Source organism: Rhizobium sp. Root1203 (genome assembly GCF_001424945.1).
GTDB lineage: Bacteria > Pseudomonadota > Alphaproteobacteria > Rhizobiales > Rhizobiaceae > Rhizobium.
Genome location: NZ_LMCW01000023.1, coordinates 78,997 through 97,413, shown reverse-complemented (window position 1 = coordinate 97,413; position 18,417 = coordinate 78,997). Strand labels below are relative to the sequence as shown.

Sequence of the window (18,417 nt, the reverse complement as noted above, 5' to 3'; positions counted from 1 at the left end):
CATGCGCAGAGTTCCAGCGAGAACGATCGGTCGTCAAGTTGGGACCAGGATTTTCAAATTCGATGCCAAAACGACTTAAAAACGCACGAAAACTACCTTCCGGGACCGTCTTTTAGCGATTTTTATGACGAATCTTCTGCTAACCTGCCGGAAAGCAAGCGAATGAGGGAACATCTGCAATGGCTGCTCGAAATAATCCGAGACGTGAAAAACAGATCGAAAGTGCGAGCAAGATTGCGGCGGCGACTGGTGAGAGCTACCTCGATCCCGAAATTCTGTTCGGACGCGCAAGCGGCGACGACTTGGAACTCTATTCAACTGAGATGCTTGCCCTTTCGGCTGTCCATTGCGCCAACGAGCTTGCCGCCTGGACGGGCAAGACGCCGCGCGTGAGCATAGAGACGGTGGCCAACGTCGAGCCGAGCGGCGTAGCCGTCTCGATCCTCTCCGTGACCGACCACAACATGCCGTTCCTCTACGAATCTGTCATGGGAGAGGTCACGAGCAGCTATCGCGACGTCTATATGGCAGTTCATCCCATCCTCGTGATGCCCGAAGGAAAGTCGCCTGAGCTCTACACGGCGGATTTGCCGAGCGAACCGGGAAACAGGGTCAGCCATATCCAGCTGCACCTGGCACCGCTGACAGCAGCGCAATCAGCCGACCTGATCAGGCGCGTTGACATCGTTCTTGAACAGGTTCGGCTGGCAGTTTCCGACTGGAGACCGATGCTCGAAAAGCTCGGCACGGCCATCGACGAGTTGTCCTCTCGCAATGCCGGCCGGCGAAAGGCAGAACGGGACGAGGCGATCGCCTTTCTGACCTGGCTTCGCGACGCCAATTTCACATTCCTTGGAATGCGCGAGTATGTCTACTCGGGCAAAAGTTCAGGCGCCAAGGTCGAGCGCGACAAAGGCGCCGGGCTCGGCATCCTCTCCAACCCGGATGTGCTGGTTCTCCGCACCGGCAAGGACGCCGTGACGACGACACCGGAAATCCTTGCGTTCCTCGATGGTCCCGAGTTCCTGATCGTCACCAAAGCCAACGTCAAGTCGGTAGTCCATCGTCGGGCCTATATGGATTACATCGGCGTGAAGCGCTTCGACGCTGATGGCAACGTGACCGGCGAGCTTCGTATCGTCGGTCTCTTTACCTCAACCGCCTATACCTCGTTGGCAAGCGACGTGCCTCTCCTTCGCTCGAAGATTGAGAAGGTCAAAGAGCACTTCGGCTTTGATCCAATGAGCCATTCTGGCCGCATGTTGGACAATACGCTGGAATCCTACCCCCGGGACGACCTGTTTCAGATCGATACGACGTTGCTCGCAAGCTTCGCCGAGCAGATCAACGATCTCACTGACAGGCCGCGGGTGCGGGTCCTTCCGCGCATCGATCACTTCGATCGGTTCGTATCCGTTATCGCTTACGTTCCGCGCGAAGAATACGACTCCATCGTGCGCGAGAAGATCGGCACCTATCTGAAGACCGTCTATGATGGCCGTGTGTCGGCATATTATCCGGCCTTTCCGGAAGGCAGCGTCGCACGCGTCCACTTCATCATCGGTCGGTCCGGAGGGAAGACACCGCGCGTGCCCCAGGCACGGCTCGAAGAGGCGATCCGCGCTATCACCGCCCGGTGGGACGACCGCTTTGAAGCGCTCGCCGGACCAAAGGCGCCGCGGATCACGGTCAGTCACGCCTTTCAGGACCTTTTCACGCCCGAGGAGACCTTTGGCGATCTCGACGACATTTCGGCCTGCGCCGCCGGGGAGAAGATCCGCATTGCCTTCTATACGCGCAGCAAGGACGATCAGCAGCTGCTCTGCCTCAAGATCTTTCATGCGGCCGACCAGCTTGCACTCTCCCGCCGCGTCCCGTTGCTGGAGAATCTCGGCTTCAACGTCATCAGCGAGGGGACCTTCGACATCGATGTGACGCTGGCGGACGGCTCCGAAAAGCTGGTCGTTCTGCACGACATGGAACTCGAGGCGCGGGGTGGCGCCACGGTCGATCTCGAACGCCACGCCGCTGCCCTGGAAGAAGGTTTCCTGTCCGCTTTCGGCGGTGTCATCGACAACGACAATTTCAATCGCCTGATCATTTCGGCGGGGCTGTCCGCGCGCGAGACAAGCGTTCTGCGCGCTTATGCCCGCTACCTCCGGCAGGCGGGAATCGCCTACTCGCAAGACTACATCGCCACCACTCTGGATAAATATCCGGGGATCGCTGCGATGATCTTCCGCCTGTTCCATGATGGACTGGATCCAAAACTGGCAGAAAAGGCCCGTATCAAGAAGGTCGCAGAGCTTCACGACAAGATCGAGACGGCTCTTTCGGATGTTCCAAGCCTTGACGATGACAAAATCCTGCGCCGATACGTCAACGTCGTTGATGCAACCCTGAGGACCAACTATTTCCAGCGAAACGCGGACGGCACACCAAAGGCGATGCTCGCCTTCAAGCTCGATCCGAACATGATCGACGGTCTTCCTGCCCCTCGGCCGTTTCGCGAGATGTTTGTCTATGGCGCGGAGGTAGAGGGTGTTCATCTGCGCTTCGGCAGGGTCGCGCGCGGCGGCCTGCGCTGGTCCGATCGTGCCGAAGACTACCGCACCGAGGTGCTCGGATTGGTCAAAGCCCAGCAGGTGAAGAATGCGGTGATCGTCCCGGTTGGCGCCAAAGGCGGCTTTTACCCGAAGAAGCTTCCCATCGGCGGCAATCGCGACGAGGTCTTCAATGCGGGCCGCGAAGCCTACAAGACCTATATCCGGACGCTCCTGTCGATCACCGACAACATCTCCGGCGCAGATATCGTGCCACCTGAAAATACCGTGCGTCACGACGGCGATGATCCCTATTTCGTCGTTGCGGCGGACAAGGGAACGGCCACCTTCTCGGATACGGCGAACGCGCTGGCGCAGGAAGCCGGCTTCTGGCTCGACGACGCTTTCGCGTCCGGCGGCTCGGCGGGATACGATCACAAGAAAATGGGCATCACTGCCCGCGGCGCGTGGGAGACGGTAAAGCGGCATTTCCGCGAGATGGACATCGATATCCAGACGACGCCCTTCGCCGTCGCAGGTGTCGGCGACATGTCAGGCGATGTTTTCGGCAATGGCATGCTGTTGTCCCCGGCAATCAGGCTCCTGGCAGCGTTCGATCACCGCGACATCTTCATCGATCCTGATCCGGACATCGCGAAAACGCTCGCAGAACGGCGGCGCCTCTTCAACCTCCCGCGCTCGAGTTGGCAGGATTTCGACAAGAGCGTCCTCTCGAAGGGTGCTATGATCATCTCGCGAGCCGTAAAGTCGGTGACCCTGACACCGGAGGCAGCGGCTGCAATCGGCATCGACAAGACCGTTGCGACACCCTTTGAAGTCATGACGGCGATCCTGAAGAGCCCAGTGGATCTGTTGTGGTTCGGGGGCATCGGCACCTATGTGAAGGCTCCCTCCGAGACTGACGCCGACGTCGGAGACCGCGCCAACGATCCGATACGCATCAGCGCGGATGACGTTCGCGCCAAGGTGATCGGCGAGGGCGCAAACCTCGGCGTGACCCAAAGAGGCAGGATCGCCTATGGCTTGAAAGGAGGGCGCTGTAACTCGGACGCGATCGACAATTCCGCCGGCGTGAATACGTCGGACGTGGAGGTGAACATCAAGATCGCGCTTGCGGCTGCCATGCATGGCGGCCGTTTGACTCGGGCGAAACGTGATCAGCTCCTGTCTTCGATGACCGACGAGGTGGCTGCGCTTGTCTTGCGCAACAACTACCTGCAGTCCCTGGCAATATCGCTCACGGAACGCAAGGGAACGAGAAACGGTCTGGAACTCGCCCGGTTTATGAATGTTCTTGAAACCAGCAAGCAGCTCAATCGCAAGGTCGAGATGCTGCCCGACGACACCACGATGGCCGAGCGCTATGCCGCGAACAGGCCGTTGACGCGACCTGAGATCGGCGTGCTTCTCTCCTACGCCAAGATCGTTCTCTTCGATGCTTTGGTCGCAAGCGACTTGCCTGACGACCCGTATTTCGCGACAACGCTCTCGCAGTATTTCCCTGCAAGGATGCGCAAGACAAACGCGTCCGACATCACGGGACACCGGCTGAAACGCGAAATTGTTGCCACCGTCCTGGCCAACGAAGCGATCAACCGCGGCGGGCCGGGCTTTACCGTCAGCATGATGGACGCAACTGCCGCGTCTGCACCGGAAGTCGTTCGGGCCGCGATCATCGCCCGCGACGGCTTTGACCTCGGGCGGCTCTGGGCGGAAACCGACGCGCTGGATGGCAAGATTTCCGGGCAGATGCAAAACCGGATCTATGAGGAACTCAGCCATATATTCACCGTTCTGACCCGGCTTCTGCTGAAGATGCAGATGGCGAAGGGCGACATCGCCGAAACCATTGAGCGGTTGCGTATTGCTCTCAGGAAGCTCCAGCCGATATTTGCCAGCCAGGCGGTGCCGGAACTCGAAGCGCGACAGAGCGAGTATCGCAACGCGGGTGTGCCTGAGAAGCTTGCGGCTGAAATCTCGCATCTGCTCGGCTTTGCTTTGGTGCCTGAAATCATGCAGATCGCCGAGCGCACCGGCGAACCGCTGGTTCGCGCCGCCGAGAGCTACTTCGCTGTCAGCCAGACGTTCCGCGTCGGCAGGCTTCTTGCGGCCGGGGGCCGTATTGTCACCTCCGACCACTACGAGAGCCTCGCGCTGGCGCGCAGCCTCGATCAGATCGCCAGCGCGCGGCGCGATATCGTCACGTCCGCACTGTCCAACCACGGACGGGAGAAACTGCCCGTTCAGGCGTGGCATGGAAACGACAGGATACGAATCAACCGCATTGCCGAAGAGCTATCCGGCCTGAGCGACAGCGGCGATCCGAACCTCGCTCGGATAACCGTTGCAGCCGGGTTGCTGACCGATCTTGCACGAGACGGGACGAGGTGAGACAGTCCGCTCCGAAATCAGGAGCGGACAGGTGAATCGCATCGACTGGACGGGAACTCAGCCCGCAAGGGCCTCGCGCAAGGGCATCTGGGGCTGGATGCTCTTCGATTGGGCGGCCCAACCGTTTTTCACGGTGGTCACCACCTTCATCTTCGGTCCGTACTTCGTGTCACGGCTGACGGAGGATCCGGTTTCTGCCCAGACCATGTGGAGCAACGTGGCGACGATCTCCTCGGTGATCATCGCCATCCTGTCTCCGATTCTCGGTTCGATCGCCGACCAGTCAGGGAGAAGAAAGCCTTGGATCGGCTTCTTCGCCGTGATCAAGATCGCGAGCCTTTTCGGCCTCTGGTTTGCGGCACCGGGTTCCCCCGTGATCTACCCGATGATCTTCATGATTCTGGCGTCGATCGCCGCAGAGTTTTCGATCGTCTTCAACGACTCCATGATGCCGCGTCTCGTCAGCAGGGAGGAAGTCGGAAAGCTGTCGAACACCGCCTGGGGCCTCGGCTATCTCGGCGGGATGATCGTGCTGATCGCCGTCGTGGCGCTGCTTGCCGCCAGCCCGGAAACCGGAAGAACGATTCTGGGGCTCAAGCCCCTGTTTGGCTTGGATCCGCATACCGGCGAAGACGCCCGGATCACCGGACCGATCTCCGCAGTCTGGTATCTCGTCTTCATCCTTCCGATGTTCTTCTTCACACCCGATGCGAAGCGCGGCCTGCCGTTTGCGGCTGCGGTTCGCTCCGGCCTCAGCGAAGTCGGAAAGACCCTCGCAGAGCTGAAGACACGTCGCGCGATTCTCCGTTTTCTTGTGGCCCGGATGATCTATCAGGACGGCGTCAACGGTCTGCTGATCCTTGGGGGAGCGTTTGCGGCGGCGATGTTCGGTTGGGCCACGATCGAAATCGGCTTATATGGCATCATCCTCAACGTCGTCGCGATTTTCGGCTGCCTGATTGCCAGTCGCGTGGACGCGCGCATTGGCTCTAAAACGACGGTTGTCATCAGCCTCACAATGCTGCTGATTGCGACGGCCGGCATCGTTTCGACAGGACCGGGCTATACGTTCTTCGGTTTATTGGAACTGCCATCTGCCGACACCGGCGGTCTGTTCGGAACCGCGGCGGAGAAAGCCTACATTGCATATGGGCTGCTGATCGGCCTCGCCTTTGGACCTGTCCAGGCTTCCTCGCGATCCTATCTGGCAAGGAGCGTCAGCCCCGGCGAAGCGGGCCGCTATTTCGGTATCTACGCCCTGTCCGGCCGTGCCACGAGCTTCATGGCAACGCTTTTCTTTTCGGTCGTCACGCACATGACCGGCTCGTCGCGCCTCGGCATGGCAACGCTTGTGCTGTTCCTCGCCGGCGGACTTATTGTGTTGATCCGTACGCCCTATCCAGCGGACAGGGCGTAGCGGCATTCATTTAGTGGCGGAAATGGCGCATGCCGGTGAAGACCATCGCGACGTTGTGTTCGTTGGCGGCGTCGATCACCTCCTGATCGCGCATCGAGCCCCCCGGCTGGATGACGGAGGTTGCGCCCGCCGCGATCATCGACAGTAGGCCGTCCGCAAACGGGAGAAAGGCCTCGGAAGCGACGGCCGAACCGCGCGTCAGCGGTACCGCGAGACCGAGCGCTCTTGCGGCTTCCTCAGCCTTCAGACCGGCGATACGGGCGGAGTCGACACGGCTCATCTGTCCTGCGCCGATACCCGCCGTCTGGCCGTCCTTGGCGTAGACCACCGCGTTAGACTTGACATGCTTGGCTACCTTGAAGGCAAATTTCATGTCTTCGAGCTCCTGCGCCGTCGGCGTACGCTTGGTAACGACCTTGAGTTCCAGGTCCTCGACCATGCCGTTGTCGCGGCTCTGAACGAGCAGGCCGCCGGACACCGTCTTTGCCGTCAGTCCGGGGGACCTTGGATCTGGAAGGGCGCCAGCAGTCAGCAAGCGGAGATTCGCCTTGCGCGCAACGATCGCCTTCGCCTCGTCGGTCACATCGGGAGCGATGATGACTTCGGTAAAGAGCTTGATGATCTCTTCCGCCGTTTCCGCGTCAAGCGTTTGATTGAGAGCGATGATCCCGCCATAAGCCGAGACGGAATCGCATGCGAGAGCGCGCTTGTAAGCGTCGAGAAGGCTCGACCCGGTCGCGACGCCACAGGGATTGGCGTGCTTGATGATCGCGCAGGCCGCCGACTTCTCCGGCAAGAACTCGGCGACGAGCTCATAGGCCGCGTCGGTATCGTTGATATTGTTGTAGGAGAGCTGCTTGCCCTGGAGAAGCGCCGCCGTCGAAACGCCGGGACGCTGTTCGCCGGTCACGTAGAAAGCGGCCTTCTGGTGAGGATTTTCGCCGTAGCGCATTTCTTCCTTTAGAGCGCCGCCGATCACGCGGTGGCGCGGCGTGTCGATCGCGAGGGCATCTGCAAACCAGTTCGAGATCATCGTGTCGTAGGCGGCAGTACGAGCAAAAGCTCTCGCAGCCAGCATTTGACGGAAAGCATAGGCAGTCTGGCCCGCATCCGATGAGAGCTGCGCAAGCAATTCGGGATAATCTGCCGGATCGGTGAGGATCGCGACGTAGGCGTGGTTTTTCGCGGATGCGCGGATCATCGCCGGGCCGCCGATGTCGATATTCTCGACCGTCGTCGGGTAGTCGCCGCCGGCCGCGCGCACGTCCTCGAAGGGATAGAGATTGATGACGACGAGATCGATGCCCTCGATGCCATGTGCTTTCATCGCTTCCTGGTGTTCGGCATCGTCGCGGATCGCCAGCAGACCACCGTGTACCTTGGGATGCAGGGTCTTGACGCGACCATCCATGATCTCCGGAAAGCCTGTGACATCTGAAACATCGGTAACGGAAAGCCCTGCCGCGGCGATCGCCTTGTGCGTGCCGCCGGTCGACAGTAGTCGAACGCCCTTTTCGGCAAGCGCCCGCGCGAGGTCGACGATTCCGGTTTTGTCAGACACCGACAACAAGGCGGTCTTCACTTTAACCTTGTCTGGGGCGGGAATTTTCTTGGAAACAACGGCCATGAGGCTTCTCCGTTCGGGCTTCGGAAGGCATCCGGCGAGGTGCACGGAATATGGCGCCGCGTTAGCACAGCTTTTCGCCGGCGGAAACAGCCACTAGCTCCTGCGGGACAAAAACCAGCGTATTTCCGGGCGTTCCGGGTAGGAGAAGCTGATTTCCATCTGATCCGAACCACAGATCCCTGAGGCATCGGCGAAGAAGACATCCTCCGAAATCTGGACGGTATTCCCAGGCGAGGAAAACAGCCAGCTTTCACCATCAGGTGCCGTCATCAGCACCGACTCGCGGTCCATCTGCTTCAGGTTGATCGATGGATGGGCATGAAACCGGGCGACGGCTTGCAACTCCCCATCGCTCTTGCGCTCTTCGGAGACAACAAGGCGGTCGCAGCCGGTCATGATCGAGCCGGTCGCGTTCAACGTCAGCTCGCGCTCATGCAGCGCGCCAAAAGCCCTGAGATAGCCGTCATGGCTAGCCCTGATGACGTCCCTGCCGTCGTCTGCCAACGCGCGGTCGACATTTACTGTTTTCACCGCCTCGACAATGATGTGGGACACGAAGTCCGACGTCGAAAAACGGCTCGACGAGGTGTCGTTCAGCGTCACGGTCGAATGGGCGGCGGTTGTGCGGGCAATCTCGACATAGCGTGAGCCGGCAAACTTCGGCGAACCGGAATTGACGATGAACCGGTGCCGCCCGGATGACATCTCAAATGACAGGCAGCCCGCATGCGCTGTTCGCGACAGCGCACCCGAGGGAGGCAGTCCCGTATCGGCGATGACGACCGTTCGCCCCGCAGCAAGTCTCTGATAGCGCGAATGAGGCATCGCCTTGAATGGATCGCCCGCAGTTTCGTCATACCGGAGCAATGAGATTAGCTCAGTCGCGAGCGTCGACGTGGCGCCGTTGAACAAGGCAAGGTCGCCATCCTGGTGCCTGAAAAAGCGCAAGGCGGGATACATGCGATCGATGCCGGAAATCAGCTTTTGCGGCAGGTCGTGACCGAGGTTGATATAGGTTTGTCTCAGCGGAAGCAGATCCAGCAGTAGCTCGAGCCCTACCCTTGGATTGCGGGATATGTGGCCGCCATCGGGAAGAATCTGGCTATCGAACTCCTGGTCGAGCGCCTCGGCCGCCTTTCGAAGCGCGCTTGCGCGCGCCGGCATCGCAATCGAAGCCATGGCGAGCGCGACGCGCAGCCGGAAGCGTGTTTCACCGGGAGGAGCATACTTCGCCATGCGACGCAGGAAACGCACCTGAAATGCGAGCGAGCGCAGGAAGCGGCGATAGAATCCGCGATCGGCATTCTGCAGGACGACAGGGGAGTGGGAAAGCCAGGCGATCACGCGCTGAGCGGTAACATCTATCTCCCACGCGATGCCCTCGATTCGTCCGCCGTGAATGGAAAGCCAACTGTTGACGATAGCGCGTGCAACGTTCGAATGAAAATCGCTCTTCTTGGCGCGCATGTGGCGCAACCAGCCGAAGCTATGAAGCCTCAACGCGAACGAACGAGACGGAAGGCTGAACGTGAACGGCGATTTGCCGCCGGTCTCGAGCATACGCCCGGCAAGCGGAAACCGACCGGTGAGGATTTCCTCGGCGACATGCGGATCGACGACCCGCAGATCGGTCGGCGCCACGATCAGCCGCTCGGGAGCGTTGACGGTATGGCGAAACAACCGCAGGCGCAGAAGTGCTGCGCGACGAAGCATGCGCCGCCAAGCCTCCCGCAGGTAAAGACCTGAAAAACGTCCGGACCACATGTCTATCGTCTATTGACCCATATCGTTAGGATTGGATGAACAAGCCCGGAAACGGCAGACACCGTCTATGAATTTGTGACGAATGCTCAACTATGCCAGTTGCGTTTGCATCAGGCAACACGGCGAAGCATCGCTGCGTAGAAACCGTCAAGTCCCGGCGCAAAGCCGGCGGGCACTGCCAGCATATCGGGTGTCGTGCGGAATTCGCCGAACGATGTGATCGCCTCCTCGAGCCCCGGCCAACGCGTCGGATCGATCGCGATTCGCTCTATGGCCGGCGTATCCGCAAGCACGCGAGCGACGACCTCTTCTCCCTCGCTCGGATCAAGCGAGCAGTTCGAAAAGACGATCGTGCCGCCCGCCTTCAACAGTGTCAGGGCGTGCCGCAGAAGACGTTCCTGCAGAGCAGCAAGTCTTGCGATATCGTCCGGCCCCTTGGTCCAGAGCACATCTGGGTGCCGACGCGTGGTCCCCGTCGAGGAGCAGGGCGCGTCGAGAAGAATTGCGTCGAACAGCTCATCGGGAACGTATTGCGTCAGGTCCGCGGCAATGGTTTCCGCCTTCAGCCCCAATCGATCGAGATTGGATCGCAGCCGCCTGATGCGGTTTTCCGATTGCTCCACGGCCGTGACCGCACCGCCCGCGAGAATAAGCTGAGCCGTCTTGCCTCCTGGGGCTGCACAGAGATCTGCAACGCGCTTACCCGTCAGGTCGCCGAAAAGCTGCGCAGGAATGCTGGCTGCCGCATCCTGCACCCACCAGGCGCCCTCGTTGAATCCTTCGAGCGACGGGATACCTCCTCCGAAGGCCGCCAGACGAATGCCGTGGGTCGGCAGGACCAACCCGTTGAGCTTTTCAGCCCAGGCCAGTGCATCCGATTTGACGCTGAGATCGATAGCAGCCGGCTGAAGCTGCGAATTCGAAATCGCCCGGGCGGCATCGCTGCCGTAGGCGCGTTCCAGCCGATCGAGAAACCATGCAGGCATGGCCGGGATGCTGTCGATATGCCGGAGGATGTTTTCCTTTTCCCGGCCAAGGCGACGCAGAACGGCATTCACCAGCTTGGCAAAACGGCGGCTGCGCGGATCATGATTTGCCTGCTCGACGGCGATATCGACTGCAGCGTGATCCGGGACGTCGAGATAGAGGATCTGGGCTGCCGCGACGGCAAGAACGTGTTGAAGGGCACGGGCGCCTTCCGGCAGGGGAGAGTCGAGCAACCCACCGATCGCAGCTTCGATTCGCGGCAAATGGCGAAGCGTCGCATTCAGGATTGCGCGGACAAGCGCCCTGTCGTCTTCCTGCAGCGCCTTGTATGCCGGATTGCCGTGCTCATGGTCGAGAGCCCCGTCAAGCGGAAGCTTGCGATCGACGACGGCTGCCAGAATCTTCGTCGCCGCCGCGCGAGCCTGGAAACCGGGTTTTGCTGCGCCCGCATCCGCGTGAGAAACGACAGACGTTTGTCTGCGCAATGGCTTCTTCTTGCCGTCAGAATTCAAGACCAGGGACCTTTTGGCGGTTGCGAACCACCGCGGCTAAGGCCGGCATCCGGAACAGAGCGCGATTTGCGCATCGGATTAGCAGCAGGAGGCGCCGGCGTCGAGGCATTCGTAGCGCCATGGGCCATTTCTTGAAGCGCCGCAATCCGGTTTTCCGTGTTGGGATGGGTCGAAAACAGATTGTCCATCCCCGCACCGGTCAAAGGATTGATGATGAACATATGGGCAGTCGCCGGATTGCGCTCCGCATCGTAGTTCGGAATCTCGGAAGCGCCGCGGGCGATCTTGCCGAGCGCGGAGGCAAGCCAAAGCGGATTGCCGCAGATTTCCGCGCCGCGCCGATCGGCGGAATATTCACGGGTGCGGCTGATCGCCATTTGCACCAGCATGGCCGCCAAAGGAGCAACGATCATCGCCAGCAGGACACCGACGAATCCCAGCGGGTTGTTGTTATTCTCCCGATGTCCCCCGAAAAAGAAGGCGAAATTGCCCAACATCGAAATCGCGCCCGCAAGCGTCGCGGTGATGGTCATCGTCAGGGTGTCGCGATTCTGCACGTGTGCGAGTTCGTGCGCCATGACGCCGGCGACTTCCTCCGGTGAGAGCGCGCTCAACAGGCCCGTCGAGGCTGCAACGGCAGCGTTTTGTGGATTGCGGCCGGTCGCGAAAGCATTCGGTTGCGGGCTGTCGTAAAGATAGACCTTTGGCATGGGCAGGCCGGCATTGCGGGCAAGGTCGCGTATAATCGCAAAGAACTCAGGCGCATTCCGCTCGTCGATCTCCTGGGCGCGATAAGCCGAAAGGACCATCCGGTCTGAATTCCAGTACGAAAAGAAATTCATACCTGCGGCCACCAGGAACGCAATCATCATTCCTCCGCGGCCACCGATCATAAAGCCGACGACCATGAACAGCGCGGTCATGAAGGCAAGCAACATGGCAGTACGAACAAGGTTCATCGGTGTCTCCATCATCCGCCGAAGCGCAGTTCGCAGAGGGAAGGGTTTCAATCGTTGCGCCGGCGCACTATGATTTGGTTACTCGCCAGCTATTTTCAATATTTCCAGGCAAAAGCGCGTGATGCAAGAAGCGGACAACGACAACACGGAAATCCCGACCACCGAAGGCTCCGAACCGCCGCGCAAATGGCTGTCGCCGGCTGCCAAGCGCGCGCTAGCTGAAGCGGAAGAGCGCCGGCGCACCCAACGACCTGCCGACATGCCGATGGAAATAGGAGGCCGAGGCGGTGCTGACCCCGCTCGCTTCGGCGATTGGGAGATCAACGGTCGAGCCATCGACTTCTGATCAAATACCTTGGCCCGGGATTCGACGGAAGGAATCCGGCTCAGTATATAATCGCGTGGCCTTCCGGCAGAGTGAATTTAAGCCGCTCCGGTTGCCCGGAGCGGCTATCAGGATCAGGCGGCGGTTGCCTTGTTCTGGCGGTTGGCGATCAGGTCATCCACGACGGCAGGATCGGCCAGTGTCGATATGTCCCCGAGCGCTCCGAAATCATCCTCGGCGATCTTGCGCAGGATGCGGCGCATGATCTTGCCCGACCGCGTTTTCGGCAGGCCGGGCGCGAACTGGATCTTGTCGGGTGCGGCGATGGGGCCGATTTCGGCACGCACATGCTTGACCAGCTGCTGCCGTAGTTCGTCGGAACCCTCGTTGCCTGCCATCAGCGTGACATAGCAATAGATGCCCTGCCCCTTGATGGCGTGCGGATAGCCGACCACCGCAGCCTCCGAAACCAGATGATGCGAAACAAGTGCCGACTCCACTTCTGCCGTGCCGAGACGATGGCCGGAGACATTGAGCACGTCATCGACGCGTCCGGTAATCCAGTAATACCCATCCTCGTCGCGGCGGCAGCCGTCGCCGGTGAAATACTTGCCTTTGTAGGTGGAGAAGTACGTCTGGATGAAGCGCTCGTGATCGCCGTACACCGTCCGCATCTGGCCCGGCCAGCTGTCGGAGATGCACAGGTTCCCGTCCGCAGCACCCTCCAGCACTTTGCCTTCGCTGTCGACCAGTTCCGGCTTTACGCCGAAGAACGGCACCGTCGCCGAACCTGGTTTGAGATCGGTCGCACCCGGTAGCGGCGTAATCATGTGACCGCCGGTTTCCGTCTGCCACCAGGTATCGATGACCGGGCAACGCTTGTCGCCGACGACATTGTGGTACCACTCCCAGGCTTCCGGATTGATCGGCTCCCCGACGGTGCCTAGCACGCGGAGCGAAGAACGGGAGGAGCGGGTAACAAAATGGTCCCCGGCGCCCATCAGTGAGCGGATTGCCGTTGGCGCGGTGTAGAAAATATTGACCTTGTGCTTGTCGATGATCTCCCAGAAGCGGCCCTGATCCGGGAAGTTCGGCACGCCCTCGAACATCAACGTGGTCGCGCAGTTCGCCAGCGGGCCATAGACGATGTAGGAATGACCGGTCACCCAGCCAACGTCCGCCGTGCACCAGTAGATATCGCCTGGATGATAGTCGAAGACGTACTCGTGCGTCATCGAGGCATAGACGAGATAGCCAGCCGTCGTATGCAGAACACCCTTAGGCTTACCGGTCGAACCCGAGGTATAGAGGATAAAGAGTGGATCTTCGGCTTTCATCTTGACCGGCGGGCATTCGGCCTTCACCGTTGCAATCTCTTGATGGTGCCAAAGGTCGCGGCCCGGCGCCCAACCGATTTTGCCACCGGTACGGCGAACAACCAGCACCTTTTCAACGATGACATGCTGGCGCGCAGCAATATGGATCGCGGTATCCGTGCTCTCCTTCAGCGGTACCGGCTTGCCGCCGCGAACACCTTCGTCGCAGGTAATGACGAATGTGGATTCGCAATCGACGATACGGCCAGCCAGTGCTTCCGGCGAGAAACCGCCGAAGACGACCGAATGCACGGCGCCGATGCGGGAGCAGGCGAGCATCGCGTAGGCAGCTTCCGGAATCATCGGCATATAGATGGTAACGCGGTCGCCTTTCTTGACGCCGTGCTTCTTGAGCACGTTCGCCATGCGGCAGACATGCTCATAAAGTTCGTTGTATGTCACCTTCTTGTCGACATAGGGATTGTCCCCCTCGAAGATGATCGCAACCTGATTGCCATTCGTCTTCAGATGCCGGTCGATGCAATTGTAGGAGACGTTCGTCTGCCCGTCTTCGAACCACTTGATGGACACCTTGCCCGTAAAGGAGGTGTTCTTGACCTTCGTGTAGGGCTTGAACCAGTCGATCCGCTTGCCGTGCTTGCCCCAGAACTTGTCGGGGTTCTCGACGCTTTCCTCGTACCACTTCTCGTACTTGGCCTTATCGATAAGCGCATGGCTTTTAACCGGCTTTTGAACCGGGTAGATCTTCTGCGACATGAATTCCTCCTCACTCAGGCACTAGGTGTCAGCGACGCTGCTGCAGCCCACTTCAAGGCATTCATAGCAGTTCGCGTTTCTCCGGCAATTAGACAAAGGTCATTTCGTGCGGGGAGAATTGCAATTATGCATCACTGCGGTTATATAGCGGCATATTTCCCGGACATAGTGGTGACAACCCACGGACCGCGACACCGGCGCGGACGACAGAAGGACTATATCCATGGCTCAACAACTGCTCATGCCGAAGGCGACCGCTATCTGGCTCGTCGATAACACAGCTCTGTCTTTCGACCAGATCGCTCAGTTTTGCAGACTGCATCCGCTCGAAGTGAAAGCCATCGCCGATGGCGAGGCTGCACAGGGCATCAAGGGTCTTGATCCGATTTCCACCGGCCAGCTTTCGCGCGACGAAATCGCCCGTGCCGAGAAAAATCCGGCCCACAAGCTCAAGCTTTCGGAACCCAAGGTGCGCGTGCCCGAGTCCAAGCGCCGCGGCCCGCGTTATACGCCGGTCTCCAAGCGGCAGGACCGCCCGAACGCCATCCTGTGGCTGGTGCGCAATCATCCGGAACTGAAGGATGCTCAGATTTCGCGCCTTGTTGGCACGACGAAATCGACGATCGAACAGATTCGCGAACGTACCCACTGGAACGCCGCCAACCTCACGCCGATGGATCCGGTCACATTGGGTCTCTGCAGCCAGATCGACCTAGATATGGAAGTCGAAAAGGCAGCAAAGGGCCGCCCGCTTCCGACCGCCGCCGAACTGGGTGCGACCCTGCAGTCCGCGCAGGAGACCGAACGTCTCGTACCGAACTACGAGCGCGAAGAGGAAAAGGAAATTGATGCCGATGCCGTCTTCGCAAAGCTCAAGTCGCTGAAATCCTCGCCGAAAGACGAAGACGACGACCAGTACTGAGGCGCTGCGTCGAGACAGACGAAGCCCCGCTTTTGCGGGGCTTTTTTGCGCCTCACATGGGCAATATCCCGAACCCTCTGCCACGCAGCGCTGCTGCTATTTCCTCCAGAATCGCGGGATCGTCGATCGTTGCCGGCATCTTCCAAGGCACGCCGTCGGCGATCTTCTGCATCGTACCACGCAGGATCTTGCCCGATCGGGTCTTCGGTAGCCGTTCGACCGTGATTGCGATTTTAAATGCCGCCACCGGCCCGATCTGCTCGCGAATCAGGGACACGACTTCGGATTCGATTGCCGATGTTTCCCGTGAAACACTTCTCTTCAGCACGAGAAAGCCGCACGGCACCTGGCCCTTGAGAGAATCCGCAATCCCTACCACAGCGCACTCTGCGACATCGGGATGCATGGCACACACTTCTTCCATCGCTCCGGTCGAGAGCCGGTGTCCGGCGCAATTGATGATGTCGTCGGTCCTCGACATGATGAAGAGGTAGCCGTCGCCATTGATGTAACCGGCATCCGCCGTTTTGTAGTAGCCTGGAAACTCGTCAAGATAGGCAGAACGAAAACGTTCGTCTGCGTTCCAGAGTGTCGGCAGGCAGCCGGGAGGAAGCGGAAGCTTGACGACGACATTGCCGAGCGTACCAGTCGTCACCGGGTGGCCGGCGTCGTCCAGAATCTCGATGTCGTATCCGGGCATCGGCACTGACGGCGAGCCATGCTTGACCGGTAATGTCTCAATCCCCAAAGGATTCGACGCGACTGGCCACCCGGTTTCCGTCTGCCACCAATGGTCGATGGCCGGAACGCCAAGCATGTTCTCCGCCCACTTCAACGTCTCCGGATCTGCACGCTCACCCGCCAGGAACAATGCGCGAAAGTGAGGCATCGGAAATGCACGGATGAACTGCCCATCGCTGTCTTCCCGCCGGATGGCTCGGAAGGCAGTTGGCGCCGTGAACAGCACCCTCACCTTGTGCTCCGAGACGATACGCCAGAAAGCGCCGGCGTCCGGTGTGCCCACCGGCCCCTCAAAAATGAGCGTCGTCACGCCGGCAAGCAGCGGGGCGTAAACGATGTAGGAATGGCCGACGACCCAACCTATGTCGGAGGCTGCCCAGAAAACCTCGCCGGGCTTCATGCCGTAGATATTCGTCATGGACCAGTTCAGCGCGACCATGTGACCGCCGTTGTCACGCACGACACCTTTCGGCTGGCCGGTGGTCCCCGATGTATAGAGAATGTACAAGGGATCCGTCGCATTGACGGAAACACACGCGATCTCGAGCCCGCGGTTACGACCGACCGCAACCTCGAAATCCTGGTCCCGATCAGGTGTTAGGTCTGCAACGAGCTGCGGCCTTTGTAGGACAAGGCAGTGTTCCGGCTTGGTCTTGGCGATCGCGATGGCCTGGTCGACAAGCGGTTTGTAGGCAATCACCCTGCCGGGTTCCAGGCCGCAGCTCGCGGTGATGATTAGTTTCGCACCCGAATCGTCGATGCGTGCAGCGAGTTCGCTCGCGGCGAAACCACCGAACACAACAGAATGCACTGCGCCAATGCGGGCACATGCCAGCATCGAAAAAATTGCCTCCGGAACCATCGGCATATAGAGAATGACCCGGTCGCCTTTGGCAATTCCTTGGGCCCTCAGCGTTGCGGCAATAGCCTTAACTTCGCCCAGCGCATCGTCATAGGTGAAGGACTGCTTGGCTCCACTGACAGGACTGTCGAAGATAATCGCCGTTTCGCCGCCGCGTCCGCGGTGAACATGCCGGTCCAGGCAGTTGTAGCATGTATTGGTCTCGCCGCCGACGAACCAACGCCCATATGGACCATTCCCTTCCGAGAAGACGTGTTCAGGACTCTTGAACCAATCAATTTCCGCCGCCGGTCCGCGCCAGAAATTTACGGGATCTCTCTTCCACTCGGCATAGAGCTGCTGATAGCGCCCCCGCATGTGCTCCTCCCCAGGACATCGCAAGTTACCTTACTAGTCTATGGGAGTAAGGCTGGGAGAGAAAGCCCGATCAAAGCAGCGTATCAGCGCGTGCCGAAGATCGCGGAGCCAACGCGGACGCTGGTCGCACCGAAGGCGACCGCGATCTCATAGTCGCCCGACATGCCCATCGACAGTTTGTCGAGACCGCATGTCCTTGCGAGCTTCTCCAGCAGCGCAAAATGCGGCCCCGGATTTTCGTCTGCCGGAGGAATGCACATCAGCCCTTCAATGCCAAGACCAAGCTCGCTTCGGCAGAACGCGACAAAAGCCGGTGTCTCATCGGGAGCAATCCCCGCCTTCTGTGGCTCAAGACCCGTATTCACCTGAACATAGAGGCGCGGTGCCTTCCCCTGGTGCTTCATTTCCGTTGCAAGAGCGCGCGCAATCTTTTCGCGATCGACCGTTTCGATCACGTCGAACAGAGCGACGGCTTCCGCGGCTTTGTTTGATTGCAGCGGCCCAATAAGATGAAGCTCGACGTCGTTGGTTTCCGCCTTCAGCTCAGGCCATTTTCCCTGGCTCTCCTGAACTCGATTTTCACCGAACACGCGTTGTCCCGCCGCGATCGCCAGGCGGATGGCATCACCATCGAACGTCTTCGAAACGGCAATGAGACATACAGCCCCGCCAGCTCGACCTGACTCGCGTTCCGCCATCGCGATGCGCGACCGCACGTCGTCCAGTCGCTCTTGAAGTTCCATCGTTGTGCCTCAGCAGATCATCGGGAAGAATGACAATGCACTAAACGCCCGCTTTGTGCTTGCCAAGGCCCACAGCTTCGAAATTATCGTCTGGGAGCGGGGATCGGGCTCTTACAGCGGCAGCAAAACTTGACGCTACGGTGGTTTCATGGT

11 protein-coding genes are annotated in these 18,417 nt (G+C 59.7%); 4 read left to right on the top strand and 7 right to left on the bottom strand.

The genetic code is table 11. The annotated features are described in order from the left end of the window. Nucleotides 1–179: 179 nt before the first annotated feature. Both ASC97_RS20930 and ASC97_RS20925 read left to right on the top strand, forming a co-directional pair. On the top strand, nt 180–4,955 hold the full coding sequence (locus ASC97_RS20930) for an NAD-glutamate dehydrogenase (protein ID WP_057470275.1): 4,776 nt from the start codon (nt 180–182) through the stop codon (nt 4,953–4,955). Between the two features lie 31 nt (nt 4,956–4,986). Continuing rightward, the gene (locus ASC97_RS20925; RefSeq protein ID WP_057470274.1) at nt 4,987–6,372 is read left to right on the top strand and encodes an MFS transporter; all 1,386 of its coding nucleotides are present in this window, start codon (nt 4,987–4,989) and stop codon (nt 6,370–6,372) included. 10 nt (nt 6,373–6,382) lie between these two features. On the opposite strand, the gene purH is transcribed toward ASC97_RS20925, so the two are convergent. From purH to htpX, 4 genes are all read right to left on the bottom strand, one after another. Beyond that, nucleotides 6,383–7,999 (bottom strand): bifunctional phosphoribosylaminoimidazolecarboxamide formyltransferase/IMP cyclohydrolase, encoded by a 1,617-nt coding sequence (gene purH / locus ASC97_RS20920; protein ID WP_057470273.1) that lies wholly within the window; start codon nt 7,997–7,999, stop codon nt 6,383–6,385. A 93-nt stretch (nt 8,000–8,092) separates the two neighbouring features. Then, entirely contained in the window at nt 8,093–9,763 is a 1,671-nt protein-coding gene (locus tag ASC97_RS20915; RefSeq protein WP_057470272.1) for a heparinase II/III family protein, read from the bottom strand. 110 nt (nt 9,764–9,873) lie between these two features. After that, nucleotides 9,874–11,268: an RsmB/NOP family class I SAM-dependent RNA methyltransferase gene (locus tag ASC97_RS20910; RefSeq protein ID WP_113000625.1), complete on the bottom strand. Its 1,395-nt coding sequence runs from the start codon at nt 11,266–11,268 to the stop codon at nt 9,874–9,876. Beyond that, nucleotides 11,259–12,221 (bottom strand): zinc metalloprotease HtpX, encoded by a 963-nt coding sequence (htpX, locus tag ASC97_RS20905; RefSeq protein WP_057470270.1) that lies wholly within the window; start codon nt 12,219–12,221, stop codon nt 11,259–11,261. The genes ASC97_RS20910 and htpX overlap by 10 nt, the downstream gene beginning before the upstream one ends. Before the next feature lie 121 nt (nt 12,222–12,342). On the opposite strand from htpX, the gene ASC97_RS20900 reads away from it, so the two are divergent. Next, on the top strand, nt 12,343–12,567 hold the full coding sequence (locus ASC97_RS20900) for a DUF1674 domain-containing protein (protein WP_057470269.1): 225 nt from the start codon (nt 12,343–12,345) through the stop codon (nt 12,565–12,567). A gap of 113 nt (nt 12,568–12,680) precedes the next feature. Here the strand turns inward: ASC97_RS20900 and acs are convergent, their stop codons facing one another. Next, the gene (gene acs, locus ASC97_RS20895; RefSeq protein ID WP_057470268.1) at nt 12,681–14,639 is read right to left on the bottom strand and encodes an acetate--CoA ligase; all 1,959 of its coding nucleotides are present in this window, start codon (nt 14,637–14,639) and stop codon (nt 12,681–12,683) included. A gap of 223 nt (nt 14,640–14,862) precedes the next feature. Here acs and ASC97_RS20890 point away from each other — a divergent pair, with 223 nt between their 5' ends. Further along, on the top strand, nt 14,863–15,561 hold the full coding sequence (locus ASC97_RS20890) for a DUF1013 domain-containing protein (protein WP_057470267.1): 699 nt from the start codon (nt 14,863–14,865) through the stop codon (nt 15,559–15,561). 52 nt (nt 15,562–15,613) lie between these two features. On the opposite strand, the gene ASC97_RS20885 is transcribed toward ASC97_RS20890, so the two are convergent. Together ASC97_RS20885 and ASC97_RS20880 are read right to left on the bottom strand one after the other, a co-directional pair. Continuing rightward, the gene (locus ASC97_RS20885; protein WP_057470266.1) at nt 15,614–17,521 is read right to left on the bottom strand and encodes a propionyl-CoA synthetase; all 1,908 of its coding nucleotides are present in this window, start codon (nt 17,519–17,521) and stop codon (nt 15,614–15,616) included. Between the two features lie 83 nt (nt 17,522–17,604). After that, the gene (locus tag ASC97_RS20880; RefSeq protein ID WP_057470265.1) at nt 17,605–18,264 is read right to left on the bottom strand and encodes a YggS family pyridoxal phosphate-dependent enzyme; all 660 of its coding nucleotides are present in this window, start codon (nt 18,262–18,264) and stop codon (nt 17,605–17,607) included. Between the last annotated feature and the right edge of the window lie 153 nt (nt 18,265–18,417).